19 protein-coding genes are annotated in these 25,464 nt (G+C 70.9%); 10 read left to right on the top strand and 9 right to left on the bottom strand.

From position 1 onward, the window contains the following. The first annotated feature begins 18 nt into the window (after positions 1–18). The 3 genes from VXJ25_RS02040 to VXJ25_RS02030 all read left to right on the top strand — a co-directional run bounded on the left by VXJ25_RS02040 (position 19) and on the right by VXJ25_RS02030 (position 2,848). Positions 19–993, top strand: coding sequence for a hypothetical protein (locus tag VXJ25_RS02040; RefSeq protein WP_330957549.1), 975 nt, complete (start codon positions 19–21; stop codon positions 991–993). 123 nt (positions 994–1,116) lie between these two features. After that, positions 1,117–2,409: an O-acetylhomoserine aminocarboxypropyltransferase/cysteine synthase family protein gene (locus VXJ25_RS02035; protein ID WP_330957548.1), complete on the top strand. Its 1,293-nt coding sequence runs from the start codon at positions 1,117–1,119 to the stop codon at positions 2,407–2,409. Further along, on the top strand, positions 2,399–2,848 hold the full coding sequence (locus VXJ25_RS02030; RefSeq protein WP_330957547.1) for a hypothetical protein: 450 nt from the start codon (positions 2,399–2,401) through the stop codon (positions 2,846–2,848). The genes VXJ25_RS02035 and VXJ25_RS02030 overlap by 11 nt, the downstream gene beginning before the upstream one ends. A gap of 48 nt (positions 2,849–2,896) precedes the next feature. Here the strand turns inward: VXJ25_RS02030 and VXJ25_RS02025 are convergent, their stop codons facing one another. Beyond that, positions 2,897–3,919, bottom strand: a complete 1,023-nt coding sequence (locus tag VXJ25_RS02025; RefSeq protein ID WP_330957546.1) for a bile acid:sodium symporter family protein — start codon at positions 3,917–3,919, stop codon at positions 2,897–2,899. A 122-nt stretch (positions 3,920–4,041) separates the two neighbouring features. Here VXJ25_RS02025 and VXJ25_RS02020 point away from each other — a divergent pair, with 122 nt between their 5' ends. From VXJ25_RS02020 to pepF, 3 genes are all read left to right on the top strand, one after another. Continuing rightward, a complete protein-coding gene (locus tag VXJ25_RS02020; protein WP_330957545.1) occupies positions 4,042–4,812 on the top strand; it encodes a class I SAM-dependent methyltransferase in 771 nt (256 codons plus the stop codon). Between the two features lie 197 nt (positions 4,813–5,009). Beyond that, positions 5,010–6,980, top strand: a complete 1,971-nt coding sequence (locus tag VXJ25_RS02015; protein ID WP_330957544.1) for a heavy metal translocating P-type ATPase — start codon at positions 5,010–5,012, stop codon at positions 6,978–6,980. A gap of 305 nt (positions 6,981–7,285) precedes the next feature. Beyond that, the gene (gene pepF / locus VXJ25_RS02010; protein ID WP_330957543.1) at positions 7,286–9,088 is read left to right on the top strand and encodes an oligoendopeptidase F; all 1,803 of its coding nucleotides are present in this window, start codon (positions 7,286–7,288) and stop codon (positions 9,086–9,088) included. A 483-nt stretch (positions 9,089–9,571) separates the two neighbouring features. Here the strand turns inward: pepF and VXJ25_RS02005 are convergent, their stop codons facing one another. The 4 genes from VXJ25_RS02005 to VXJ25_RS01990 all read right to left on the bottom strand — a co-directional run bounded on the left by VXJ25_RS02005 (position 9,572) and on the right by VXJ25_RS01990 (position 16,784). Continuing rightward, positions 9,572–11,029: a tyrosine-protein phosphatase gene (locus VXJ25_RS02005; RefSeq protein ID WP_330957542.1), complete on the bottom strand. Its 1,458-nt coding sequence runs from the start codon at positions 11,027–11,029 to the stop codon at positions 9,572–9,574. 35 nt (positions 11,030–11,064) lie between these two features. Continuing rightward, positions 11,065–11,649, bottom strand: coding sequence for a ribosome biogenesis GTP-binding protein YihA/YsxC (gene yihA, locus VXJ25_RS02000; protein WP_330957541.1), 585 nt, complete (start codon positions 11,647–11,649; stop codon positions 11,065–11,067). A 14-nt stretch (positions 11,650–11,663) separates the two neighbouring features. Then, positions 11,664–13,910 carry a HelD family protein gene (locus VXJ25_RS01995; RefSeq protein ID WP_330957540.1) on the bottom strand — a complete coding sequence of 749 codons (2,247 nt, stop codon included), beginning with the start codon at positions 13,908–13,910 and terminating at the stop codon, positions 11,664–11,666. A gap of 228 nt (positions 13,911–14,138) precedes the next feature. Then, a complete protein-coding gene (locus tag VXJ25_RS01990) occupies positions 14,139–16,784 on the bottom strand; it encodes a DEAD/DEAH box helicase (RefSeq protein ID WP_330957539.1) in 2,646 nt (881 codons plus the stop codon). Positions 16,785–17,052: 268 nt separating this feature from the next. Between VXJ25_RS01990 and VXJ25_RS01985 the strand changes: the two genes are divergently transcribed. After that, positions 17,053–17,457: a histidine triad nucleotide-binding protein gene (locus VXJ25_RS01985; RefSeq protein ID WP_330957538.1), complete on the top strand. Its 405-nt coding sequence runs from the start codon at positions 17,053–17,055 to the stop codon at positions 17,455–17,457. A 37-nt stretch (positions 17,458–17,494) separates the two neighbouring features. Then, positions 17,495–18,124, top strand: a complete 630-nt coding sequence (locus tag VXJ25_RS01980; protein WP_330957537.1) for an NUDIX hydrolase — start codon at positions 17,495–17,497, stop codon at positions 18,122–18,124. Here VXJ25_RS01980 and VXJ25_RS01975 read toward each other — a convergent pair. The 4 genes from VXJ25_RS01975 to VXJ25_RS01960 form a co-directional block, all read right to left on the bottom strand. Beyond that, positions 18,121–18,651 carry a nitroreductase family protein gene (locus VXJ25_RS01975; RefSeq protein ID WP_330957536.1) on the bottom strand — a complete coding sequence of 177 codons (531 nt, stop codon included), beginning with the start codon at positions 18,649–18,651 and terminating at the stop codon, positions 18,121–18,123. The two genes, VXJ25_RS01980 and VXJ25_RS01975, sit on opposite strands and share 4 nt — an antisense overlap. Positions 18,652–18,759: 108 nt before the next feature. Then, entirely contained in the window at positions 18,760–19,917 is a 1,158-nt protein-coding gene (locus VXJ25_RS01970) for an NADH:flavin oxidoreductase (RefSeq protein ID WP_330957535.1), read from the bottom strand. Between the two features lie 176 nt (positions 19,918–20,093). Then, positions 20,094–22,151, bottom strand: a complete 2,058-nt coding sequence (locus tag VXJ25_RS01965) for a PTS beta-glucoside transporter subunit IIBCA (RefSeq protein WP_330957534.1) — start codon at positions 22,149–22,151, stop codon at positions 20,094–20,096. A 315-nt stretch (positions 22,152–22,466) separates the two neighbouring features. Next, positions 22,467–23,459 (bottom strand): LacI family DNA-binding transcriptional regulator, encoded by a 993-nt coding sequence (locus VXJ25_RS01960; RefSeq protein ID WP_330957533.1) that lies wholly within the window; start codon positions 23,457–23,459, stop codon positions 22,467–22,469. A gap of 215 nt (positions 23,460–23,674) precedes the next feature. Between VXJ25_RS01960 and VXJ25_RS01955 the strand changes: the two genes are divergently transcribed. Together VXJ25_RS01955 and VXJ25_RS01950 are read left to right on the top strand one after the other, a co-directional pair. Continuing rightward, entirely contained in the window at positions 23,675–24,760 is a 1,086-nt protein-coding gene (locus tag VXJ25_RS01955) for a glycoside hydrolase family 32 protein (RefSeq protein ID WP_330957532.1), read from the top strand. Positions 24,761–24,882: 122 nt separating this feature from the next. Next, positions 24,883–25,464 (top strand): IS256 family transposase (locus VXJ25_RS01950; protein WP_330957531.1); only part of this gene is annotated, 582 nt, incomplete at its 3' end.

The raw sequence follows: 25,464 nt of genomic DNA, 5'->3' as shown, positions 1-25,464 counted from the left end.
GCCTTCGGAGGCGATGACATGGACGGAAAGGTGAGGCCCGCAGGCGAGGCCGAGGGCGCGTCGGCGGCGCAGGGCGCTGCGGGGGCGACGGGCGCTGCGGCGACGGGGGCGCCCGCTGCCGGAGGGGACGGACGGCGCGGGCTCGGCCGCGGCGCGCTGCGCGTCTGCTGCGCCCTCCTCGTCGCGTTGGCGGCCCTGCTGGGGCTCGGCCGGTTGCTCCAGACGCGCGACCCGAGCGCGACCAAGGGCGTGCTCTACCCCTTCATGTACAACTACGCCAAGATGGACGAGGACTCGATCGACGCCCTCGTCGTGGGCGACTCGAGCGCCATGTACGACATATCGCCCAAGGTCATGGGCGAGCGGACGGGCATCTCCTCCTACAACGCCGGCAGCCCCAACCAGTCCGTCGAGACCTCCTGGGAGCTCGTGCGCGACGTGTGGGGCCACCAGAGCCCGCGCTACGTGGTGCTCGAGGTCAACGAGCTCTTCACCGAGACCGAGACGGACAAGGCCGTGAAGAGCATGCTGCAGACGGCCCTGCCCGTCCTGCGCGACCACAGCAACTGGAAGCTGCTCGCCACGGGCGGGCTCGGGCAGGACGGCTCGGCGCTCACCGAGGACCTGGGCTACTACCCCTCCGACGACGTGGTGGCGTGCACCAACGCGGACTACATGGCGACCAACGCCCAGCCGGGGGAGATCCCGTTCTGGTCGAGGGCCTACCTCGGCTGGATCCAGCGCGTCTGCGAGGAGCACGGCGCGACCCTGGTGCTCGTCTCGACCCCCAACGCGAGCGAGTGGAGCCAGTCCAAGCACGACCTCGTCGCGGCCTGGGCCTCCGAGCACGGCCTCGCCTACCTGGACGCCAACGTCGACCCCTCGGTCGGCGTCGACTGGTCCCAGGACACGCGCGACGGCGGGATGCACCTCAACCGCTCCGGCGGCACGAAGCTCTCGAACTGGCTCGCGGACCGGCTGGCGGAGCTGTAGCGGCCCCACGTCCTTCTCCGTGGACGCTGACGGACGCAGAGGGCGGCGCCGGGCGCGCGTGGGCTACACTCGGGTGGACTGACACGCCGGGCCCGCCTGCGGGCCACGAGAAGGGGAGGCACCATGTCCACGCCCGAATCCTGCGGTCTGGGAACCAAATGCGTCCAGGCGGGCTACGAGCCCGAGAACGGCGGCCCGCGCCAGGTCCCGATCGTCCAGTCCACGACCTTCAAGTACGACACGAGCGAGGACATGGGCAGGCTCTTCGACCTCGAGGCGGAGGGCTACTTCTACTCGCGGCTGCAGAACCCCACCTGCGACCACGTGGCCGCTAAGATCTGCGCCCTGGAGGGCGGCACGGCCGGCATGCTGACCAGCTCCGGGCAGGCGGCCAACTTCTTCGCCCTCTTCAACGTCTGCCAGGCGGGCGACCACGTCGTGGCTTCGAGCTCCATCTATGGCGGCACCTACAACCTGATCAAGGTGACCATGGCCAAGATGGGCATCGAGTCCACGTTCGTCTCGCCCGACGCCACCGACGACGAGCTCGACGCGGCCTTCAGGCCCAACACCAAGGTCATGTTCGGCGAGTCGATCGCCAACCCCGCGCTCACGGTGCTCGACATCGAGCGCTTCGCCCGCGCCGCCCACGCGCACGGCGTCCCGCTGATCGTGGACAACACCTTCCCCACGCCGATCAACCTGCGTCCCTTCGAGTGGGGCGCCGACATCGTGACGCACTCCACGACCAAGTACATGGACGGTCATGCCTCGGCGGTCGGCGGCGCGATCGTGGACTCCGGCAACTTCGACTGGATGGCGCACGCGGACAGGTTCCCCGGGCTGACCACGCCGGACGAGAGCTACCACGGCATCGTCTATGCAGAGAGGTTCGGGCAGGGCGGCGCCTTCATCACCAAGGCGACCTCCCAGCTCATGCGCGACTTCGGCTCCACGCAGTCGCCGCAGAGCGCCTACCTGCTCAACCTCGGGCTCGAGTCGCTCCACGTGCGCATGGCGCGCCACGTGGAGAACGGCCAGGCGGTCGCGGAGTTCCTCGAGGCGCACCCCAAGGTGGAGAAGGTCGCCTACCCCGGGCTTGCGAGCAGCCCCTACCACGAGCTCGCGCGCAGGCTCATGCCCAAGGGCGGCTGCGGCGTGGTCTCCTGCGAGCTCACCGGCGGGCGCGAGACGGCCTCGCGGTTCATGCGCGCGCTCAGGCTCGCCTCGATCGAGACGCACGTGGCGGACTCGCGCACCTGCTGCCTCAACCCGGCGAGCAGCACGCACCGGCAGATGAGCGACGAGGAGCTGGCGGCCGCGGGCGTGCCCGCCGGCCTGGTCAGGATCTCCTGCGGGCTCGAGGACAAGGAAGACATCATCGCCGACCTCGCGCAGGCGCTCGATGCCTGCTAGCGCCGCGGGCGGGGTCGCGGGGTCCGGCGGCGCCGCGGACCCGCGCGCAGACCTCGTGCGCGCCCGCGCCGAGCTCGAGCGCGCCGTGGTCGGCCTGGGGCTGCCCGCGGAGCTCGCCGGGGTCCTCGCCCGCGAGCTGCGCGGCGAGGGGTCCCTGCGCCGCATGAGCGCCTACCTGCGCGAGGTCCGTCCGACCCGGATGGAGGACATCGCCGACGAGCTGCTCGCCATCACCTTCGAGCGCGACGTATGGAGCGAGCGGAAGGCGAGCGAGGAGTCCAACCACCGCTTCTACGAGATGCAGCGCGCGGGGATCCGCTCGGCCGACGTGGACGACGAGCTCGAGGACGAGATGGACGCGCTCGAGCGGGACGACGCCGGCGACGGCGGCGACGGCGGCGACGGCGGCGACGGGACTGCGGAGGGCCTCGGGTACTGAGCGCGGGCGTGCGGCCTCGGGCCGCGCGCCCTTCTCGCCTACCGGCGCCTAGACGCCCGCCCCTTGCCTCGGCAGGGCGCGGGCGAGCACGCGGTCGTAGGTCGCGGCCAGGACCTGCTGGAACAGCGTGCCGATGACGACGGGGAACATGACCTCGGGCGGGAAGTAGTTGGCCGCGATGACGGCGCCCGCCGAGATGTTGCGCATGCCCGAGCCGAAGGTCATGGAGACGGTGACGTCGCGCGGCTGTCGCAGGAGGCGTGCTGCGACGAGGCCCCACAGGTACGCGGTCGCCGAGAAGAGCGCGATGAAGGCCATGACCGCGACGAGGACGGGCGTGAGTCCGCGCAGGTAGGGAGCGATTCCCGACGCGTTCGTCGTGATGATGGCGACCATGGCGATGCGGGCGGCCGGGGCGAGCGGGGGCGCGAGGCGGCGCTTGGCGCTGCCGTGCGAGAGGTCGTTTGTGAGCGTGCCCACGACGACCGGGATGGCGACGGTCAGGAGCAGGTTCAGCATCATCGACGTGAGGTCCACCTGGATCGTCTGACCCATCAGGAGCTTCAGGGTGAGCGGCAGCGTGACGGGCGAGAGCAGCGAGCTCGCGAGGAGGATCACCAGGCTCAGGGCCTGGTTGCCGCCGCCGATGCCGCACCACATGACCGTCAGTGCGGCGACGGGGACGGAGTACTCGAGCAAGATCCCGCAGACGATCTGCTGGTCGAACCCGAACAGCAGGCTTGCGAGGGCGAAGGCGAGCGCGGGCAGGGCGGCGATGGAGAGCGCGAGCGTCACCAGGATGGGCAGCGGGCGGGCGAGCGCGTCCCTCGAACTCCCGAGGGTGTTGGAGAGCGCGCCCTGGAAGGAAACGAACGCGAAGAGCGGCGTCACGGCCGGGTGCAGGAGCGAGACCTTGTCGGGGAAGAGGCAGGCCACCAGCACGCAGGCGGGCGAGATCCACATCATGTGGTGCCCGATGTAGTCCCCGATCGCACGCCAGGCCCCCAAGGCCGCCTCCTCCAGGTTGATCGCGCCGCCATGGGTCCGGCGGGGCCGCTTCCACGATGCCACCTTAGCGCGTGGGCCGCGGTGCGCGGCTGTCGCGCTCGCATCGGACCACCCGTTGAAATAGACTTGGTCGCAGGACGAGGGCGGCGCGGCGCCGTCCCGCCACGTGTGAGGAGGGGAGGGCGATGTCGGAGAGGTACCAGCCCGCCGCAGCGGGCGACGCTGCCACGGGTGCCCCCGGCCCCGGCTCCGCCGCGGCGGGGGAGTGCGTGGGCGAGGGCCTCTGGCTCGTGCGACGCGAGTCCGGCCTCGCCCTCGTGAGCGATGACGGCCTCGAGCTCACGGGTGACTTCTCCGCCATGCGCAGGCGCCTGCGTCCTCAGAACCTGGCCCACGAGCTTCTCGTCCGCGCGGCGAGGGTCAAGGGCGTCGCGCACCCGACCGTCTTCGACGCCACGGCCGGCCTGGGGGAGGACTCCTTCCTGCTGGCCTCCGCGGGCTTCTCGGTCACCCTCTGCGAGCGCGACCCCGTGATTGCCGCGCTCCTGGCCGACGCGCTCGAGCGCGCCGCCGCGGACCCGGGCCTTGCGCAGGCCGCCTCGCGCATGCGCCTCGTCCGCGCCGACAGCGTGGCCGAGCTCGCGACGCTCGAGCAGGCGCCTGACGTGGTCTTTCTCGATCCGATGTTCCCCGGCAGGCAGAAGAGCGCGCTCGTGAAGAAGAAGCTGCAGCTCCTGCAGCGACTGGAGCGGCCGTGCTCCGACGAGGCCGGGCTCATGGGCGCCGCGCTGGCCGCGCGCCCGCGCAAGGTCGTGGTCAAGCGGCCGGCCAAGGGCCCGTGGCTCGCGGGCGTGAGGCCTAGCTACTCGCTGGCCGGAAAGGCCGTGCGCTACGACTGCGTCGTGCCGGCGTCTTGCGGCAACCTCGCGCAGGCGGAGAAGGACCCGCGCTCGTAGCAGCGTCCGTGCGGTCACCGCGAATTCCTCGCAGGACGCTGGTCGCCCATTGACAGCGGGCTTGCAGGTCCTTATCCTTTATCGCAACGTATGAACAGATGCTCATAAGTTCACCAATGAGACCAGGGGGCCGCCCGGACCCGCCCGGGGCCGCCCGGACCCGCGGAGGTCGCCCGCAAACCAGAAGGAGAGGCGCCATGGAAGAGGAAGAGAACCGGACGAAGCTCGCGCGCATCGTCGCGTCGGCCGTGCTGCTCGTGGTCGCCGTCGTCGTCCAGCGCACGGTCGAGCTGCCCATGTGGGGCTACCTGCTTGCCTACCTCGTGCCCTACCTCGTCGCCGGCTACGACGTGCTCGCCGAGGCGTGGGAGGGCGTCCGCGAGGGCGACCCGTTCGACGAGGACTTCCTGATGGCGATCGCCACCATCGGCGCCCTCGCGATCGGCTTTCTGCCCGGGTCGGACCCGGAGTTCGCCGAGGCCGTCTTCGTGATGCTCTTCTTCCAGGTCGGCGAGCTCTTCGAGGACATCGCCGAGGACCGGAGCGAGCGCTCCATCTCGCACCTCATGGACATCCGCCCCGACGTCGCGACCGTCGTGCGCGACGGGGCGGAGAAGGTCGTCAGCCCCGCGGACGTCCGGGTGGGCGAGACCATCGTGGTCAGGCCCGGCGAGCGCGTGCCGCTCGACGGCGTGGTGCTCGAGGGCGAGACGAGCCTCGACACCATGGCGCTCACGGGCGAGTCCATGCCGCGCCCGGCCGGCGTCGGCGACGAGCTGCTCTCCGGCTGCGTCAACGTCTCCGGCGTGGTCCGGGCGCGCGTGACCAAGTCGTTTGGCGAATCGACCGCCTCCAAGGTGCTCGACCTCGTGGAGAACGCCAGCGAGAGCAAGTCGCGCTCCGAGGCCTTCATCACGCGCTTCGCCCGCGTCTACACGCCGGTGGTCGTCTTCGCCGCCGTGGCCACGGCGCTCGTCCCGCCCCTGGTCTCGGGTGACTTCGCGGCGAGCTTCCCCACGTGGCTCGCCCGCGCGCTGACCTTCCTCGTGGTCTCGTGCCCCTGCGCGCTCGTGATCAGCGTGCCCCTCACGTTCTTCGGCGGCCTCGGCGGCGCCTCCCGCCGCGGCATCCTGGTCAAGGGCTCCAACTACCTCGAGGCCCTCGCGAAGGCCGGCGTGGTCGTGTTCGACAAGACCGGCACGCTCACCAAGGGCGAGTTCAAGGTCGTCTCCGTCGTGAGCGCCGCGCAGGCGGGCGAGAAGGACGTCGCGCCAGCAACCGCCGCGCCCGCCGGCGCCAGCGCCGCCGCGCCCGCCGGCGCCGCCGCGCCCGCCGGAGCCAGCGACGAGCTCCTCCACTTCGCCGCTCATGTCGAGAGCTTCTCGAACCACCCGATCGCGACGGCGCTGCGCGAGGCCTTCTCCTGCCTCGACGACGGCTGCGAGGTCGCAGACGTGCACGAGGTCGCCGGCAAGGGCGTCGTCGGGACCGTGAACGGGCATGTCGTGGCCGTGGGCAACGAGCTCCTGATGCAGGAGCGCGGCGTCGCGTGCGCCAGCGCGCACGAGCGAGGCACCATCGTCCACGTCGCCTCCGACGACGCCTACCTCGGCTACGTCGTGATCGCCGACGAGCCCAAGCCCGACGCCAGGAAGGCCGTCGCCGACATCAAGGCCGAGGGGGTCCGCCGCACGGTCATGCTGACGGGCGACCGCGCCTCCGTCGCCGAGTCGGTCGCCTCCGAGCTCGGCATCGACGAGGTGCACGCCGAACTTCTCCCCCAGGACAAGGTCTCCGAGGTCGAACGCCTCATCTCCGAGAAGGGCGAGGGCGAGACGCTCGCCTTCGTCGGTGACGGCATCAACGACGCGCCGGTGCTGGCCCGCGCCGACATCGGCATCGCGATGGGTGCGCTCGGCTCCGACGCCGCCATCGACGCCGCGGACGTGGTGCTCATGGACGACGAGCCCTCCAAGATCGCCGTCGCGATCCGCGTCGCCCGCCGCACCCTGCGCATCGCGCGACAGAACACGGTCTTCGCGATCGCGGTCAAGGTGGCCGTCCTCGTGCTCGCCTTCTTTGGGCTCGCGTCGATGTGGCTCGCCGTCTTCGCCGACGTGGGCGTGATGGTGCTCGCAGTGCTGAACGCCACCCGCGCCCTCAGGTAGCGCGGCTGCGCGGCTGCGGCTCGCATGGGGCGGGGCCCATGCGCGCTCGAGCGGGCCGAGGTGGCGCAGGGACTGCCGGGGCCGTACCATAGGAAGGAAGTGTCGAAGGGGCGCGCCGACAGGCGCGCCTCGTTTGTGGTGAGGGCCGCGCGCCTGGAAGCTTGCGGTGAGGGCTTGCCCTGGGTGGCGGCGCGTGCCGGGTGAGGGCCGCGCGCCTGGCCGCATGCAACCGCGCGCCTGCGGACCGCGAGGTCCTTGTCGCGCCCAAGCCACGAGAGGTTCGTCCACGAGAGAAGGGAACTGGCATGTCAGACGCCGTCAAGACCTATGCGAACAGGGACGAGATCCCCGACGAGTACAAGTGGGACCTCTCGTCGCTCTTCGCGAGCGACGAGGAGTTCTCCTCCGCCCTCAAGGCGGCGGAGTCGCTGGTGGGGGAGTACGCCTCCTGGGAGGGGAGGGCCTGCTCCACGGGCGAGGACCTTCTCGCCTACCTGCGCTTCGACGACGACGCGACCCTCGCGCTGGAGCGGCTCGCCTGCTACGCCGGTCGCCGCGCCGACGAGGACGCCCGCGTCAGCAGGTGCCAGGACATGCAGGCGCAGGTGACGTCTCTGCTCACGCGCGTCGAGTCGGCCTCGGCGTGGTTCTCGCCCGCGATCCTCGCCCTCCCCGACGAGCGGCTCGACGGCTGGTACGCCTCCGTCGACGGCCTCGCGCTCTACAAGCTCGCGCTCGACCGCGTCCGCGCCCTGCGCGACCACACCCTCGCGCCGGAGGAGGAGGCCCTTCTCGCCCAGGCGGGCGAGATGGCGGCCCAGCCGGGCCTGGCGTTCACCATGCTCAACAACGCCGACCTCACCTTCCCGGACGCGACCGACTCCGCGGGCGAGAAGCACCCGGTGACCCACGGCAGCTTCGTCGCGCTCGAGCGCTCGGGCGACCGCGCGCTGCGCGAGAGCGCCTACCACAGCGTCTACGGCACCTACGGGCGCGTGCGCAACACCTCCGCGGCGCTGCTCGCCGCGCAGATGCGCCAGCTCGCGTTCTTCTCCCGCGCGCGCCACTACGCGTCGTCGCTCGAGGCGTCGCTCGCTCCGACTGAGGTGCCGGTCGAGGTCTACCAGAACCTCATCGCCTCGGTGCACCGCAACTTCGAGCCGATGCACCGCTACCTCGACCTGCGCCGGCGCGTGCTCGGGCTGGACAGGCTGCGCTACTGGGACATCTACGTGCCCATCGTCGAGGCGCCTGAGGAGACCTACACCTTCGAGCAGGCCGGAGAGCTCATCCTCGAGGCGCTCGCGCCACTGGGCGAGGAGTACGTGGGCGTCGTGCGCCATGCGCTCGGCGACCGCTGGATCGACGTCTTCGAGACGCCGGGCAAGATGAGCGGCGCCTACTCGGCCGACGGGCACGGCATGAAGCCGTTCATCCTCCTCAACTTCCAGGGAGAGCTGGACGACGTGTTCACCCTGGCGCACGAGATGGGCCACTCCATGCAGACCTGGCTCTCCAACAAGGCCCAGCCGGGACGCTACGCGGAGTACCCCATGTTCGTCGCCGAGGTGGCGTCGACCACCAACGAGTGCCTGCTGCTGCGCTACCTCATCGAGCACTCGCCCAAGGAGAGGCGCGCCTACCTGGTGAACCACTTCTGCGAGCAGTTCCGCACCACGCTGTACCGCCAGACGATGTTCGCCGAGTTCGAGCGTGACGCCAACGAGGCCTGCGCGGCGGGCGAGGGCGTGGGGGCCGAGGCGCTCTCCGAGCGCTACCGTGCGCTCAACGACGCCTACTACGGGCCCGCGATCGAGTCCGACGACGAGATCGCGCTCGAGTGGGCGCGCATCCCGCACTTCTACTACGACTACTACGTCTACGTGTACGCCACGAGCTTCGCTGCGGCGGTCGCGCTCTCCGACCGCATCCTGCGCGAGGGCAAGCCCGCCGTCGACGACTACCTGGGCTTCCTCTCGGGCGGCTGCTCCAAGACGCCGATCGAGCTGCTGCGCGGGGCTGGGGTGGACATGGCCTCGGGCGACGTGGTCGACGCGGCGCTGGCCCAGTTCTCGAAGCTCGTGGACGAGCTGGAGGGGCTGCTCTAGGCGGCTGGCGCGCCGGGGCGGGCTCCGGCGCCGGCGGACCCGGCCCCGTGGCGGCCTGGCGGGGCCCTGCGCCGCGGCGGCCCGGCGGGGCCCGGCGCCGCGGGCCCTGCGCCGCGGGCCCTGCGCCAGTCCGTGCGCTTTTCCGACTTGGGGACGGATTGCGGCGCGCCCCGGGGGGCGGCGTACGCCCCGCGGCTCGCGTTTTCCCAGGATCGCGCGGGGCGCCCGGCCCCTCCGTGCCGGCCCTGCCCGCGAACCCGCTCGGGACCGGCCCGCGACCCGTCCCTAAGTCGCGAAGATGCACATGTCCGTTCCGAGAATTGCGCCGGGGCCCCGTCACGGCCCCTCTCGAACGGGGGGCGCCCGGACCCGGCTCGTGCCGGTCCGGGCGCCCCGTCGTTTCGTCGGCCGGCGCGTGCGCCGCGTCGCCCGCGTCGGCGCTGGCGCCGCCTCCGTCCCGTGGCGCGTCGGCGCCCGGCCCAGCTACCAGCGGACCGTCGCGATGACGTCGCCGGCCGCGACGGACTGCGCCTCGGTGAAGGAAACCTCCGCGAGGTCGTCGGCGTTGGTGATGGTGAGCGTCACGATGTTGCGCTCGCCGGCGCTTGCGAGCTTGCTCGCGTTCCAGGAGATGAGCGGCGTGCCCCGTCGCACCGTATCGTTCTGCCAGGCGTGCTGGCGAAAGCCGCTTCCTCGGTAGCGCTCCACGCTCGACCCCACGGCGAGCAGCATCTCGACGCCGTCCTGGGTGAGAAGCCCGAGCGCGTTGCGGCTGGGCAGCTGCGCCGTGACGCGGCAGGTCGCCGGGGCGAAGACCATGTTGCCCTGCGGAACGATGGCGATCCCCACGCCGTAGATGCCGTCCTCGGCGCAGTTGCAGTTGATGTCCTGGGCGATGGTCACCACCTCGCCCGCCACCGGCGCGAAGACCTTGCCCCGCTCGTCGTCCGACTCGTCGAGCACCACGTAGTCGTGGTCGTGGAACGAGCGGTCGTGCTGGTTCTGGTCGGCCTTCGCCGTGAGGTCGCGCGCGCGGCCGGCGAAGTAGTACAGGTCGACCGTCATCTTGTCCGGGTTGTTGTAGGCGCGCACGTAGAAGTCGCGCTTCTCGTCGTTGCTGGCGTCGCGGTCGGAGAGGCTCTCGCCGGTGAAGCCGCGAATGACGTGCTCGCCGACGAGGCGCTGGCGCACGGCCTCGACCTCCTCCTCCGGGACGCCGCAGGCGGCGAGGTAGCAGCGGAAGGTGCCGTAGCGCTCGATGAGGCGGTCTAAGACCACCGAGATCGCCTCGATGCGCATGGCGAGCTCGGGCCGGATGGTGTGCCTCGCGTCGCGGGTCTCGAAGATCGCGGCGTTGACTTCGGGGATGTATCCGAAGGAGTAGGCGTAGTCGGCGATGATGGCCTTGCGGTCCACGCCGGCCAGGCCGAGGAGGAGCATGGAGAGGATGCCGGTCCGGTCGCTGCCGGCGCCGCAGTGGAAGAGCGTGCAGGTGCCTCGCTCGGCGCCGCCCAGGAAGGAGAAGATCCGGCGCACCGCGTCCTTGTTGGCGAGCATCTTGAAGTAGCCGTCCGCCAGGTAGCCGCCGGCACCGTCGCCTGCGGACAGCTCCTGGGCGGAGAGGTCGTAGTCGAAGAAGGGCACGTTCTCGTAGTCGACGTCGAGCAGCTGGCAGAGGCGCTCCGGGTCGGCCTCGACCTCCTCGGCGCCGCGCAGGTCGAGCACGCTTCGGACGCCGTAGTCCCACAGCGTGCGGGCGTCTGCCTTGCTGATGTGGCTCGTGGTGCCGGAGCGCAGCAGCCGGTGGTCGAGGGTCCTGCCGCTCGGCGTCTCGAATCCGCCGAGCTCCCGCACGTTGACGCCGGTCGAGATGCCCACCTCGCCGGTCGCGTAGCCCCGGCGAGGTCCGTGGTGCGACAAGATCCTCCTGATGAGCCCCATGGCGAGCCCTCTCCGTTGTCCGGCGCCGTCTGGCGCTACAGGCAGGCGTTCTCGATGAAGCGCTTGAGCTCCTTCATGCCCTGGCCGGTCTGAGAGGAGGTGATGACGCAGGCCATGGGGTCCACGCCGAGCTGGCGCGCGAGCGTCGCGCGCTGCTGGGCTTGCTTGGTCTTCGCGATCTTGTCGGCCTTGGTGAGCGCCACGATGAAGGGGAGCCCGCTCTGGTTGAGGTAGGAGAGCATCTCGAGGTCGAGCTTCTGCGCGTCGTGGCGGATGTCGACGAGGGAGATCACCAGGTTGTGGCTGCGCTCGCTCTCGAAGTAGCCCCAGATGAGGTCTGCCCAGCGCTGCTTCTCCGCGCCAGAGACCCTCGCGAAGCCGTAGCCCGGCAGGTCCACGAAGTGCACGCCGTCGGCCTCGAAGAAGTTGACGTTGGCGGTCTTGCCCGGCTGCGACGAGACCTTGGCGAGCCCCTTGTGGTTGAAGAGCTTGTTCATCAGCGACGACTTGCCTACGTTGGAGCGGCCGACGAAGCAGACCTCCGGCATGTTGCTCTCGGGCAGCTGCGCGATCGTGCCGTACGAGGCCTCGAAGTGCGCCTTCTCGTAGTGCAGTGACATGGGTCCTCCTGGGGTTAGGCTTCGGGGGCGGGGTCGCCGCCGGCTGTCATGGAGGCGTCGGCCGCGGGGACGGAGTCGTCGGCCGCGGGGGCGGGGCCGGCGCCGGCCGCGCTGCCGGGGTCTGCGGTCGCGGACGCCTTCGCGGCGGCGAGCGCGGACGTCACGAGCGGGCTCAGCTCGCCCTGCGAGACGATCGTGACCTTGTGCATCGCGCGGCTGAGCGCGGTGTAGAGCCGGCGGCGCGCGAGCGGCGTGTCGGGGTAGACCTCCGCCTGGGCGTCGGGGATGACCACGTGGTCGAACTCGAGGCCCTTGGCGAGGGCGAGGTCGAGCAGGACCACGCCCCGCTCGGGCAGGATGTCGTCGGCGTGCAGCACGCGGACGGAGTCGCCGAGCTGGCGCGAGAGCCAGTGCACGCGCGAGCCGTCCTGCGCGACGAGGGCGCACAGCCCCTCCTCTCCGTGGGCGCGCGCCACCACGTCGCGCAGCGCGTCGAGGTAGCCCTCGCGCGAGTCGCAGGCGAGGACCTCGGGCGCGACGCCGGCGCGGTGCACGGAGCTGGCCCGCGAGCGCGCGTCCTTCTCGACCAGGCCCATGAACAGGGCCGTGATCTCGGGGCTGGAGCGGTAGCTCGTCAGCAGCTCGCAGGAGTCGACCTCGCCGTGGGTGCGCTCGAAGATCGCGCGGATCTGCGGGAAGGTCGCCGTGCCCTCGCGGATGGCCTGGTTCTCGTCGCCCAGGAGCAGGAAGTGCGCGCGCGAGAAGTAGCGGGCGAGCACCATGAGCTGCGTCTCCGTGTAGTCCTGGACCTCGTCGACCATCACGTAGCGGGCGGCGGGCGCCGAGTCGCCGGTGATGGCGAGCTTGAGGTAGAGCCACTCGGCCGCGGTCAGCGTCCTGCCGTCGAGCAGGCGCGAGCCGATGCGGTCGACCCTCAGCCAGTCGACGCGCTCGATCGCGTCGTGCGCCGAGGCGTAGCGGTCCTCCACGTAGCGCCTGGTCAGCTCGAGGGTCTCCGCGTCGTCGACGGGGTTGGCGACCTCGCCGAAGATCCTGAGCTGCTCGTCCACGTCCAGGCCGAGCATCTCCGCCTGGACGTCCTCGTCGTGCGCGAGGCGGCCGAGCTTGCGGTCGAGACGGACGTGCAGCTCGTCCTTGGTGAGGGCGACCAGGCGCGGACCCACCGGGAAGCGCGCGAACTTCTCGGCCGCGCTCGCCACCTGCGACGCCTGGAGCAGCACCTCGCCGTCGGCCGAGACCTCGCGGAAGTCCTCCGGCTCGAGCGCGAGCGCGCCCACGCCGGCGTCGAGCTGGCGGAGCCGGTCGCTCGAGCCCGCGGCGCCGTCCGCGCGGTCCTTGAGGCCGAGCGACGCCACGAACTCGCGCCAGGTGAAGGTCTGCGGGTTGGACTCGCCCAGGCTCGGCAGGACGGTGTCGATGTAGCGCTTGAACACGTCGTTGGGCGTGAAGAGGTAGACCTGCTCGGGCGAGAGGCTCTCGCGCTCGTTGTAGAACAGGTACGCGATGCGCTGGAGCAGCACGGAGGTCTTGCCGGAGCCCGCGATGCCGTTCACGAGAAGGACCGGCACGTCCGCATGGCGCACGACCTCGTTCTGCTCTCGCTGGATGGTGGCCGTGATGTCGCGGAGCTTCTCGGTGTGGTGGCGCCTGAGGGCGGAGAGCAGGAGCGAGTCCTCGATCGCGACGGTGGTGTCGAAGTAGGAGTTGAGCTGGTCGGCGGTTATGTCGAACTGGCGGCGCAGCTCGAGGTCGACGTGGCGCACCTTGCCGTCGACCAGGTAGGTCGTGGGGCCGCTCTCCTGGTTGTAGTAGGTCTCCGCGATGGGGGAGCGCCAGTCCACGATCAGCGGGCGGCGGTCCTTGTCCGTCAGGCCCACCGAGCCGATGTAGACGTCGCGCGCCGGGCGGTTGGGCCGCATCTTGAGCCGGACCTTGGCGAAGTACGGCTGGCGGAGAAGGGCGATGGTGCGGCGGAGGCGGTCGACGTCGAAGTCGTGCGCCTGGTTGTAGGCGTCGATGACCGAGTTGAGCGTCTCGATGGCCGCGAGCGTCTCCATGGTCTCGTCCGCGCTGGTGAAGTCGGTCGTGACCTCCTCGGACATGTCGCGCAGGTCCTGGGCGGCCTGCTTGTGCGTGGTCTCGAGCTTGAGCGCCAGCTCGTCGCGAATCTGGCGGATCTGCTCGTAGATCTCGCTCAGGTGCGCCTGCTCCTGCTGGAATATCGGGTCGGTCTCTGCCATGCATCCTCCCGGATGGGACGTGTGCGGTGTGCGCCGGGCGTGCCGCCGCGCCGGGGGCGCCGGGGGCGGCCCGCATGCGCGCCGGGGGCGCCGGGGGCGTGCCGCATGCGCGCCGTGCGACGTCGAAAAACGTGGTTATCTATCGTAGCGCAGCCGGTCGGGGACGCCTCGCTTCGGGCGACGGATGACCCGAATTGCGCACGGCTGCGATCGGGCCCCCTCGCGCCCCTACTCCGCGACGTCCTCGAAGAACCCGACGCGGTAGTCGTCGAAGACGGCCTCGCCGTCCTCCTGGGTCTCGTCGAGCAGTACGTCGGCCATGATCAGGAAGTCGCCGTCGCCGTCCGCGTCGTGGAAGATCTGGCAGACGTGCCAGACGTGCCCGGCGCGCTCGTCCTTCTCGTCGATGGAGAAGAACCGCGCGCTGCGGGCGTCGCCGTCGAGCAGGATCTCGTCGTGCTCCTGGTAGTACGAGTCGAGCGCGGCCTTCCACCTCGGCGCGCGCCAGCCCCACTCGCCGTCCATCTCGCCCAGGCGGTCGACCTTGCCACGCGCCGCCAGCACCACGCGCGAGAAGAGCGCGTTGCGCACGAGCAGCGTGAGCGCGCGCCGGTCGTGCACGACCTCGTCGGCCGCCTCCGGCGCCGTGAGCGTCGCGCCCGCGTCCTCGCTCGTCGCGCCCTCCCACTCGTCGACCAGCGAGGAGTCGACGGTGCGCACGACGAGGCGCAGCCAGCGCACGATGTCGTCCAGGCGCTCGTCGCGCTTCTCGGCCGGGATCGTGCGGTCCAGCACGCGGTAGGCGTCGGAGAGGTAGCGCAGCAGGAGCCCCTCGGAGCGCGAGGCGTTGTAGCGCGCGATGTAGCCCTTGAAGTCCGAGGCCCCCTCGACCATGTCGCGCAGGACGCTCTTGGGCGACAGCGCGTAGTCGGCGGCCCACGGCACCTCCTCGCAGTAGCGCTCGAAGGCGGCTGAGAGCAGCTCCTCGAGCGGCTTGGGGTAGGTGACCTCCTGGATGCGCTCGATGCGCTCGTCGTAGTCGACGCCGTCGGCCTTCATCTGCGCCATGGCCTCGTCGCGTGCCTGGCGCTCCTGCGCCTGCAGGATCTGGCGCGGGTCCTCGAGCGTCGACTCGACCATGGAGATGAGGTCGAGCGCGTAGGTCTCGCTCTCCGGGTCGAGCAGCTCGATGGCGGCGAGGAGGAAGGGCGAGAGGGGCTGGTCGAGCGCGAAGTCCTCCGGCATCTCGACCGTGAGCGCATAGGAGTCGACGCCGTCCTCGCCCGTCTCGCGCACCACGACGCCGGCGTCGAGCAGGGTCGCGAAGACCTCGTCGGTGCGCTGGTCGAGCTGGGCCTTCTCCTCCGGGGGCTGGGCCGAGTCCGCCACGAGCCGGTGGACGCGGGCCAGGGCGTCGCCGCCCTGCTCGACCTCGGCGAGGACCATGGAGTGCGTGATGCGCAGGTGAGCCTTGAGCGGCTCGGGGTCGGCGGCGATCAGCCGCTCGAAGGTCTGCTCGTTCCAGCCGACGAAGCCCTCTCGCGGCTTCTTCGTCTTGATGCTGCGGGCGCGCTTGGCGTCGCCGCCGGCCTTGCGCAGCGCGCGGGCCTTGTCGATGTCGTACTCGGTCGCCTCGGCGATGACCACGCCCTCGGTGTCGAAGCCCGCCCGGCCCGCGCGGCCCGCGATCTGGTGGAACTCGCGCGCGTTGAGCCGGCGCATGCGGCGGCCGTCGAACTTGGTCAGCTGGGTGAGAAGGACGGTGTGGATGGGCACGTTGATCCCCACGCCGAGGGTGTCCGTGCCGCAGATGACGGGGAGGAGCCCCTGCTGGGCGAGCTTCTCCACGAGGAGGCGGTAGCGCGGCAGCATGCCGGCGTGGTGGACGCCGACGCCCTGCAGCAGGAGCCGGCGCAGGGTCTTGCCGAAGTCCGTGGTGAAGCGGGTGCCCTTGATGGCCTCCTTGATGGCGTCGCGCTGCTCGCGCTCCGAGACGCCGTAGCTCGCCAGGCTCGTGGCGCTCTTGAGGGCGGCGTCCTGCGCGAAGTGCACCACGTAGATGGGGGCGTCGCCGCTCTTGAGGGCCAGCTCCACGGTCGCCTCGAGCGGGGTGTCGACGAACTTGTAGCTGAGCGGCACGGGGCGCGGCGCGTCGGCGACGGTGTCCACGTCGCGGCCGGTGTGCTCCTCGAGCGAGGCGGCGATGGCGGAGGTGTCGCCCAGGGTGGCGCTCATCAGGAGGAAGTGCACGTGGGGGAGGGTGAGCAGGGGCACCTGCCAGGCCCAGCCGCGGTCGCGGTCGGCGTAGAAGTGGAACTCGTCCATCGCGACGAAGCCGATGTCGGCGTCCTCGCCGAAGCGCAGCGCGTCCTGGGCCAGGATCTCCGCCGTGCAGCAGACGACGGGTGCCTCCGCGTTGATGACCACGTCGCCGGTGATCATGCCGACGTTGTCAGCGCCGAGAAGGTCGACGAGGTTGAAGAACTTCTCGCTCACCAGCGCCTTTATGGGCGCGGTGTAGTAGCTGCGCTCGCCGGCGCACATCGCCATGAAGCACATGCCGAGCGCGACCATGCTCTTGCCGGAGCCGGTCGGCGTGCCGAGGATCACGTTGTCGCCGGCGGCTATGTCGAGAAGGGCCTCCTCCTGGTGGTCCCACAGCTCGATGCCGCGCGACTCGCACCAGCCGAGGAAGCGCTCGAGGGAGTCCTCGAGCGGCTCGTGGGGGTCGACCTCGGACCAGTCGGGCGCGAGTCGCCCGAGCGAGCCGGGGCCGTTGGGGCCCTCGTCGGCGGTGTCCGCCGCGGGCTGTGCGGCGCCTGCGGCGTCCTCGTCCGCGGCGGTCTGGGTGTGGGTGGGGTCTGCTTCTGCCATGTGGCTGCCTTTCGGTGCACCCCCGCACGGGTTGCGCGGGGCCAGGTCCCGGCAGCTGGGACGCGCCGGACTGTCTATTCTAGCGGGACGCGCCCGCCTGTCCGCCCGGCGGCGCATCCTCTACCCAATGCGCAGGCAGCCCGCCGCGGGCCGCCCCGACGCGCAGCGCCCGCCCGCAGCCGCGGGCTGCTACGATGGGGCGAGTTCCGAGCCGCCCCGCATACCGAAGGCGCGGGCGCGTCCCCCGTCCGGGAGTCAGGAGAAAACCATGCAAAAGGAGAGCTGCGTCTTCTGCAGGATCGCGCGACACGAGTCGCCCGCGACGGTCCTCTACGAGGACGACCTCGTCGTCGCGTTCGAGGACATCCACCCCTTCATGCCCGTCCACGTGCTCGTCGTCCCCAAGCAGCACTACGACGGCCTGGACGACGACGTGCCCGAGCAGGTCCTCGGCCGCTGCCTCAGGGTCGCGGCGGACCTGGCGCGCGAGAAGGGCCTCGAGCGGGGCTACCGCCTCCAGGTCAACACCGGCGTGGACGGCGGCCAGACGGTCCGCCACCTGCACCTCCACGTCCTCGGGGGTGGCAGGATGCCGAGCCCCGAGCTGCAGGACTGGGGGCCGTCAGCCGCGAACGCCGCGCGCTTCTACGACGAGGACGGGCGCCGGCTGTAGGGAGACAGGCGTATGCATCAGGTAGGGAGGCAGGCCCATGACGGAGCCGCTGGTCGACAAGAACGGTCTCACCGAGGAGGAGTTCCTCGCGCGCTACACCCCCAAGGACTACCCGCGCCCGTCGCTCACGGCGGACAACTGCGTGTTCAGGCGCACCCCGGAGGGCGCGCTCGAGATCTTGCTCGTCAGGCGCGGCGGCCACCCCTACCTGGGGCGCTGGGCGCTCCCCGGCGGGTTCGTGAGCCCCGGCGAGACCGCGCGGGAGGCCTCGGCGCGCGAGCTCGTCGAGGAGACGGGCGTCAGCGGGCTTGCGCTCGAGCCCGTCGGCCTCTACAGCGACCCCGGACGCGACCCGCGCGGCTGGGTCGTCTCCGAGGCCTTCGTCGCCCTGGACGCCGATGGCAGGATCGCACGCGCCGGCGACGACGCGGCGGACGCGCGGTGGTTCTCGGTCGAGGCCTCCCTCGGGGCGGGTCGCGGCCGGATCGCCTGCACGGCGGGCGACACGGTCCTGACCAGCGAGTTCGAAGTCGGGCGCACCCCGGTCACGGGCAGGCCGCAGGCGCGCGCCGTGCGGGGCGGGGGCTTCGCCTTCGACCACGCGCGGATTGTGGCCGACGCCTACCTGCTCGTTGCCGGCGGCGCCCCGGGGGCGGCGCGCCGCTAGATCCTCACGACCATCTGCTCCAGGGGCCTTCGGTCCTCGTGGTGACGGCTGGGGACTGCACCCTCTGCGGGGTAGCCGAGGTCGAGCAGGCACACGGGCACGATGCCCTCTGGCGTCCCCAGGGCGTCGGCAACTTCGCGCGTGTCGTAGCCGCGGGCCCAGAGGGTCCCCAGCCCCAGGTCGGTCGCCTCCATCATCATCTGGTCGCAGGCGATCGAGGCGTCCATCTCTCGCGTGGTGTAGTCCTCGTACAGGGTCTCGTGCCTGTTGTGGTAGACCCGTGACAGGTCGCAGCACACAGCGAGCACCACGGGGGCGTCGAAGGCCATGCGCGTCGCCCCGCGCAGGCGCGCGAGCGCCTCCGGCGACTGCACCACGTAGACCACGACCGGCTGGTTGTTGCAGGCTGAGGGCGCGATGCGCCCGGCCTCCAGGACCTTCTCCAGCTTCTTAGGCTCCACGGGGCGCTGGTCGAACCTCCTCACCGAGAAGCGCCTGCGTGCGAGGTCGAGGTAGTCCTTGTCCATGCCGTCCTCCCGTCCGGGCCCTCGGGGCCCTTGTCGCGTTCGTCTTCACCCCAGCATACCGCCGCGCTAGCCTGCCGCCGGCGAGCGCCCCTCCGCCGCCTGGCGTCGCTAGCGCCGGCGGCCGGCGTCCTGGTGCGCCCGCTCGAGCCGCCGCCACTGCACGTCCGCCCAGCGCTCGTTGTTGAGGATCGCCCGCCCGACCCCGACGAGGTCGCAGGCGCCGTCCGCGAGGAGGCGCTCTGCGTCGCCGATCCTCCGGACGCCCCCGGCGAGGATCACGGGGACGCCCACGGCCGCTCGTACCGGCGTGGAGAGGTCCGAGAAGTAGCCTGGCTCCAACGTGTCTATCCTCGTGTAGTAGTTCATGCCGCCCGAGACGGAGACAAGGTCGCAGCCGGCCCCCTCGAGCAGCCGCGCGGCCTCGACGCCGTCCTCTATCTCGTTTCCGCCGGGGCGGTAGTCGCAGCCGCCGAGCCGCACGGAGAGCGCCATGCGCCCGTCGAGCTCGGAGCGCACGGCGTCCACCACCTCGAGGGTGATCCTCAGCCTGCCGAACACGTCCCCGCCGTAGGCGTCCTCGCGCAGGTTGGTGAGGGGCGAGAAGAACTGGTCGAGCAGGTAGCCATGCGCGGCGTGGACCTCGACGCCGTCGAAGCCGGCGAGCCTGGCCCTCCTCGCCGCCCGCGCAAAGGCCTCCACCACGCGCCCGATGTCGTCCGCGTCCATGACGCGCGGCAGCTCGTGGCCCACCTTGGCCCCGGGGGCAAGCCGCTCGCTCGGCGCGATGGGGCGCATGCCCGTGAGCGCGCTCGAGGCGGCCGACCCCGCATGGCTCAGCTGCACGAGGACGGGGGTGTCGCAGTCGTGGAGGGCCGCCGCCTCGCGCCTCAGCCCCTCAACGTCGGAGTCGCGCGATATCGAGGCCTGGTGCGGGTTCGCCCTGCCCTCGGGCGAGACGAAGTGGTGCTCGCACTCGACGAGCCCCAGGTGCCGACCGCGCGCTCGCGTCGTGTAGTGCTCGCAGAGGGTCTCGGTCACCCGGCCCGCCGCGTCGGCCTTGGCCGTCGCCACGGGCACCATCACGAGGCGGTTGCGGAGGGTGAGGCCGCACCGGGGGAGCGCGAGCGGCCGCGCGACGAGCGGGCTGCCGACGGCTGCGGCACCCCCGGCGGCCGCTGTGCCGCGGGCGGGCGCGCCCGCCGGACCGGCGCCCTCCGGCGCCTCGCCGCCCGCAACCGTCCCCGCCTCGCGCCAAGCCTCCGTCACGCCTGCCCCCGTCCCTCGTCGTCGCCGCGCCCATGATGCCCCGGGACGGCCCTCGCCGCAAGGGCGGCGAGGGCTCGGGAGCGTGCCGGCGGATAAGGACGGGCGGCGAGAAGCCCTTCCTTCTCGCCGCCCGCGCGTCCTGGGTCTGTCGTGGCCTGAGCCGTGCCGCCTGCCCCCTACTTGAGCTCGACCAGGGGGTCGCCGGCCGTGACGGGGCCGTCTGCGCCCGTGACCGAGGAGTAGGCGTCCGTGTTGGTGACGACGACCATCGTGGTGGTCTGCTTGCCCGCGGCCTCGACCGCCGCGAGGTCGACGTCTATCAGCAGGTCGCCCTTCCTGACCTTGTCGCCGAGCTTGCAGTGTGCGGAGAACGGCGCGCCCCTGAGCTCCACAGTGTCGATGCCGACGTGGATCAGGACCTCGGCGCCGCCGTCGGAAAGCAGGCCGATGGCGTGACCGGTCTCGGCCAGCACGGTGACGGTGCCGTCCACGGGGGAGAGCACCTTGCCCTCGGTCGGCTCGACGGCCTCGCCCTTGCCCATCGCCTCGGAGGCGAAGACGGGGTCGGGGACGGAGGACAGGGCGATGGCGGTGCCGCTCATGGGGGAGGCGAGCGTCTCCGCGACCACCTGGACGGGCTCGGTGTCGTTGGCGGCCTCGGCGATGGCGCCGGCCTGGTTGGCGGTCGCCTGGGTCTCGGCCACGACCTGGGTGGTCTCCGCGGGGGTGGCCCTCTCCGCGTCGTCGCGGTATAGGACGGTGGTGAGGCCGAAGGCGACGCCGGCGGAGACGAGGATGCAGATGGCGTACTGGAGGGTGTAGCCGGTGGTGATCAGGAAGCCGAAGAGGCCCGTGATGCCGTAGGCGATGGAGACGACACCGAACAGCGAGCTCAGGGCGCCGCCGACCGCCGCGCCCACCATGGCCGCGACGAAGGGCTTCATGTTGGGCAGGTTGACGCCGTAGATCGCCGGCTCGGTGATGCCGAGGAAGCCGGAGATGCCAGAGGGCAGCGCGAGCTCCTTCATCTTCATCCTCTTGGTCTTCACGAAGACCGCCAGGCAGGCCGCGCCCTGCGCCACGTTGCAGCAGGAGATGATCGGGTTGAAGTTGTCCACGCCGGTGTTGGCGATGAGGGTGGCCTCGAGGGCGTTGAACATGTGGTGCACGCCGAGGACGACCGTGGCCGGGTAGATCGCGCCGACCAGGGCGCCGCCCAGGCCGAACGGGATGGAGAGCAGCCACTGGAAGCCGTACATGACGCCGTTCTCCACCAACGAGAAGACGGGGCCGATGACGGTCAGGAGCAGCGTGCCGGTGACGAGGACGGTGACGAGCGGCGTGACGAAGAGGTCGAACATGTCTGGCACGTGCTTGTGCAGCCACTTCTCGATCAGGCACATGACGAACACGGCGATCACGATGGGGATGACGTGACCCTGGTAGCCCTGGAGCGTGACGTTGTAGGCGCCGAAGAGCGTGACCTGCGGGATGCCGCCGGCCGCCATGATGGCGTCCGACGTGGCCTCGGCCGCCGTGACCGCCGAGCCGGTCTGGGCGGAGAGCCACGTCGCCGCAGCCTGGGAGCCGACGACCTGGTAGGCGGAGCCACCGAACTTCTCGATCGCGCCCGGGATGCTCCAGGCGTTGATGAGGGCGGTGTGGTTGGCGATCATGCCGATGACGCCGCCGAGGTACTCGTTGCCGCCGAAGACGCGTGCGGCGGAGAAGCCGATGAGGATCTGCAGGAAGACGAAGGAGGCGTTGGAGAACGCGTGGACGAGGATCCACCAGCCGTCGGTCGAGAGGGCGCCGCCCATGGCGTTGTTGATGCCCTCGGTGAGGCCCATGAGCAGGCCGGAGGCGACGATGGCGGGGATGATGGGGACGAAGACGTCGCCGAGCGCCTTGATGGCGCGCTGGAAGGGGTTGGCCTTCTGCGCCGCGGCCTGCTTGACGTCGTCCTTCGAGGCGGCCGAGACGCCCGCGAGCTTGATGAACTCGTCGTACACCTTGTTGACCGTGCCGGTGCCGTATATGATCTGCAGCTGGCCGGAGGCCTCGAAGTTGCCCTTGGCGCCGGCGGCGTTCTCGACCTTGTCCTTGTCGATCTTGGAGTTGTCGGCGATGACCAGGCGGAGGCGCGTCGCGCAGTGGGCCGCGGAAACGATGTTGCCGGGCCCGCCGACTGCCTCCAGGATCTCCTGGGCGGCCTGCCTGTGGTCGAGTGCCATGAGTCCTCCTCTGTGGACCGGTGCCGGGCCGCCACGCAGAAAGGAGCGGGGCGGGACACGGGCGCGCCGCACGGTGCCGAGCCCGTGTGAAATCGTTCTCATCCCATTGTCAGATGCCAGGGTGTCTACGGACGAACGGAGGCGGACCGAAAAGGCGGACGGTTATGATAAAACCACGGGCGGTGGAGGCTTCAGCGGTAAAGAAGACGAACGGCCCGCCGAACGGCAGGGGTGTCCTGCCGCCGGACCCGGCGCCCCCGCTGGGCCCGGCGCCCCCGCGCGGCCCGGTGGCACGTGGCCGGCGCCTCCTCGGCCCTACGCCTTCCGGCGGGTCGAGTTCCTCGAGAAGATCTCGTAGCTCATGCACACCCGCTGCGCGCGGTCCTCCGCCTTGCCCATGGCGTCCAGGAGCATCCTGGCCGCCTCCGCGCCGCTCGTGCGGAAGTGGTAGTGCAGCGTGGTCAGCGTGGGGGTCATGACCTGCGCGATGTCGGAGTCGCCGAGGCCCGTCACCTGCACGTCGGCCGGCACCTCGCGGCCGTACTCCCGAAGGCACGCCATAGCGCCGGCGGCGATGCGGTCCGTGGCGCACACGACGGTGTCCACCTCGGGGTGGGCGTCGATGAGCCGCTCGCATGCGAGGTAGCCCCCCTCGATCGTGAACTCCGAGCGCGGCAGCTCCTCGCCGAGGGGCGTGGCACCGCGCTCGGCGCAGGCCGAGAGGAACCCCTCGTGGCGGTCGTGCCCGGCGGCCACGTCCTCCTCCATGACGCCGAGGTAGGCGGGCCTGCTCCCGTTCGCGAGGGCGTGGAGGGTGATGTCGCGCACGGCGTGGAAGTCGTCGTGGTAGACGCAGCGGTGCCCCTCGACCCGCTGCCCCAGGACGACGTGCGGAAGCGAGAGGGCCCCGAGCGTCCTCAGATGCTCGGGGGTGAGGACGGTCGCCACGAGGATGATCCCGTCCACGGAGCCGCCGTCGGCGAAGAGCTTGAGGTAGTCGACCTCGCTCATCGCCTCGTTTGCCGTGTTGGCGAGCAGGATCTGGTAGCGCGCCTTCTCCAGCACGTCCGAGAGGCCCGTCACCATGCGGGAGATGGAGGCGGAGTTGATCTTGGGGATGATGACGCCGACGACCCCGGTCTTGCCGGTGCGCAGCGTCTGCGCCTGGCGGGAGGGGACGTAGCCCGTCTCCTCGATGACCTCCGCGATGCGCCTGCGCTTCTCGTCCGAGACGTAGCCGTCGTTCAGGAAGCGCGACACGGTCGCGCGCGAGACCCCCGCCATGGCGGCGATGGTGTTGATGTCCATGCGATGTGCCCTTCCGCGTGCGCCCCGAGGAGGTCCTTCCCTCCGTCTGCCACCTCACTCCGGGCGCGCTTCCCCTAGGGTAACTTTCCGTCGCCGCAGTTTCGCGCGATTTCAGCAAGAGGCGCCACGCATGGGATGGCGGACCCTAATATGGGGGTGTCCGAGCGCCTGCCCGAGGGGGGCGGGCCGCGCCCGCGCGCCCGAAGGAGGCCGCCATGACCACCCCGCTCGCCCGAGACCTCGACAGGCTCCGCAGGATCGCGGAGGCGGGCGCCCGCCCGGGGCGCTTCGCCCAGCGCCTCCACCTCATGCCCCCGGTGGGCTGGCTCAACGACCCCAACGGGCTCTGCCAGTACCGCGGCGCCTACCACGCCTTCTTCCAGTACGCGCCCTTCTCGGCGGACGGCTCCGGCGCCAGGATGTGGGGGCACAGCGTGAGCCGAGACCTCCTCTCGTGGGACTACCTCGGCGTCGCCGTCTTCCCCGACCAGCCCTTTGACGTCTCGGGCGCCTACTCGGGCTGCGCCCTCGTCGAGGACGACGCCATGGAGGTCTTCTACACGGGCAACGTGAAGCTGATCGACGACGAGTCCTACGACTACGTGACCTCCGGCCGTGAGGCCAACACGGTGCGCGCCACCTGCGCGGACGGCGTGACCCTCTCCCGCCGCCACGCGGTCATGGGCAACGCGGACTACCCGGCCGACGACACCGAGCACGTGCGCGACCCCAAGGTCTGGCGCCGCGGCGACTCCTACCTCATGGTCCAGGGGGCCCGCCGCGCAGACGACGTGGGCGAGGTGCTTGTGTTCTCCTCGCCCGACCTCGAGCGCTGGCGGCTCGTGAACCGCGTCACCACGGAGCGGCCCTTCGGCTACATGTGGGAGTGCCCCGACTACCTCGAGCTCGCAGACCCCGTGCGCCCGGACGGCGTCGCCCGGCTGCTCTCGGTCTCGCCGCAGGGGCTCTCCGGCGGCGACTGGGGGCGCCGCAACGTCTACCAGTCCGGCTTCTTCGAGCTTGCGGGAGACGTCGCGTCCTCCTGCGAGCTCGGCGCCTTCTCGCTCTGGGACGCCGGCTTCGACTTCTACGCCCCGCAGACCTTCCTCGCCGACGACGGCCGGCAGATCCTCGTCGGCTGGATGGGCATGCCGGACGAGGAGGGCTACGTGAACCCCACCGTCGCGGACGGCTGGCAGCACTGCCTCACTCTCCCGCGCGAGGTCACCTCCGAGGGCGGACGCGTGCGCCAGCGCCCGGTCAGGGAGCTCTGCGCCCTGCGCCGCGGCCTCCGGGGATGACGTACAGTTTCTTTCGCAAATGTTGAGAACCGAATAGACCCAGTCCCGCGACAGGGACATGGCCCCGCTGACGGTAGGATGGTAAGTCGCCAAACAAAACCAACTGCCGAAGGAGCGGGGCCATGCCACATGAAATCGTATCATTCGACGACGAGGCTATAAAGGGCTACGTCGGGAAGCTGGTGCTCTCCACCGTCCAGGAGACCATCAACGCGCTGCTCGACGAGGAGGCCGACCAGCTCGTGAACGCCGGGCGCTACGAGCGCACCGACGAGCGCCAGGCCTACCGCAGCGGCCACTACAGGCGCCGGCTGGTCACGGGTGCCGGGGAGCTCGAGCTGAGCGTCCCCAAGCTCAGGGGCGCGACCTTCACGACCCAGATCATCGAGCGCTACCGTAGGCGCGAGAGCTCGGTGGAGGAGGCCATGATGGAGATGTACCTGGCCGGCGTCTCCACGCGCAGGATCGAGGACGTGAGCGAGATCCTCTGGGGCTCGTCCGTGTCCAAGGGCACCGTCTCCAACCTCAACCAGAAGGCATTCGCGAAGGTCGAGGAGTGGAGGACCAGGCCGCTGACCTGTGCCTACCCCTACGTCTACGTCGACGGCACCTACCTCAAGAAGAACTGGGGAGGGGCCTACGAGAGCGTCGCGGTGCTCATCGCGATCGGCGTGAACGAGGACGGCTACCGCGAGGTCATCGGC

The sequence above is a fragment of the Olsenella absiana genome (assembly GCF_036408855.1).
Classification (GTDB): domain Bacteria; phylum Actinomycetota; class Coriobacteriia; order Coriobacteriales; family Atopobiaceae; genus Olsenella_K; species Olsenella_K absiana.
Note: the sequence above shows the minus strand (reverse complement) of the source record. Positions and strands in the feature narration are given on the sequence as shown.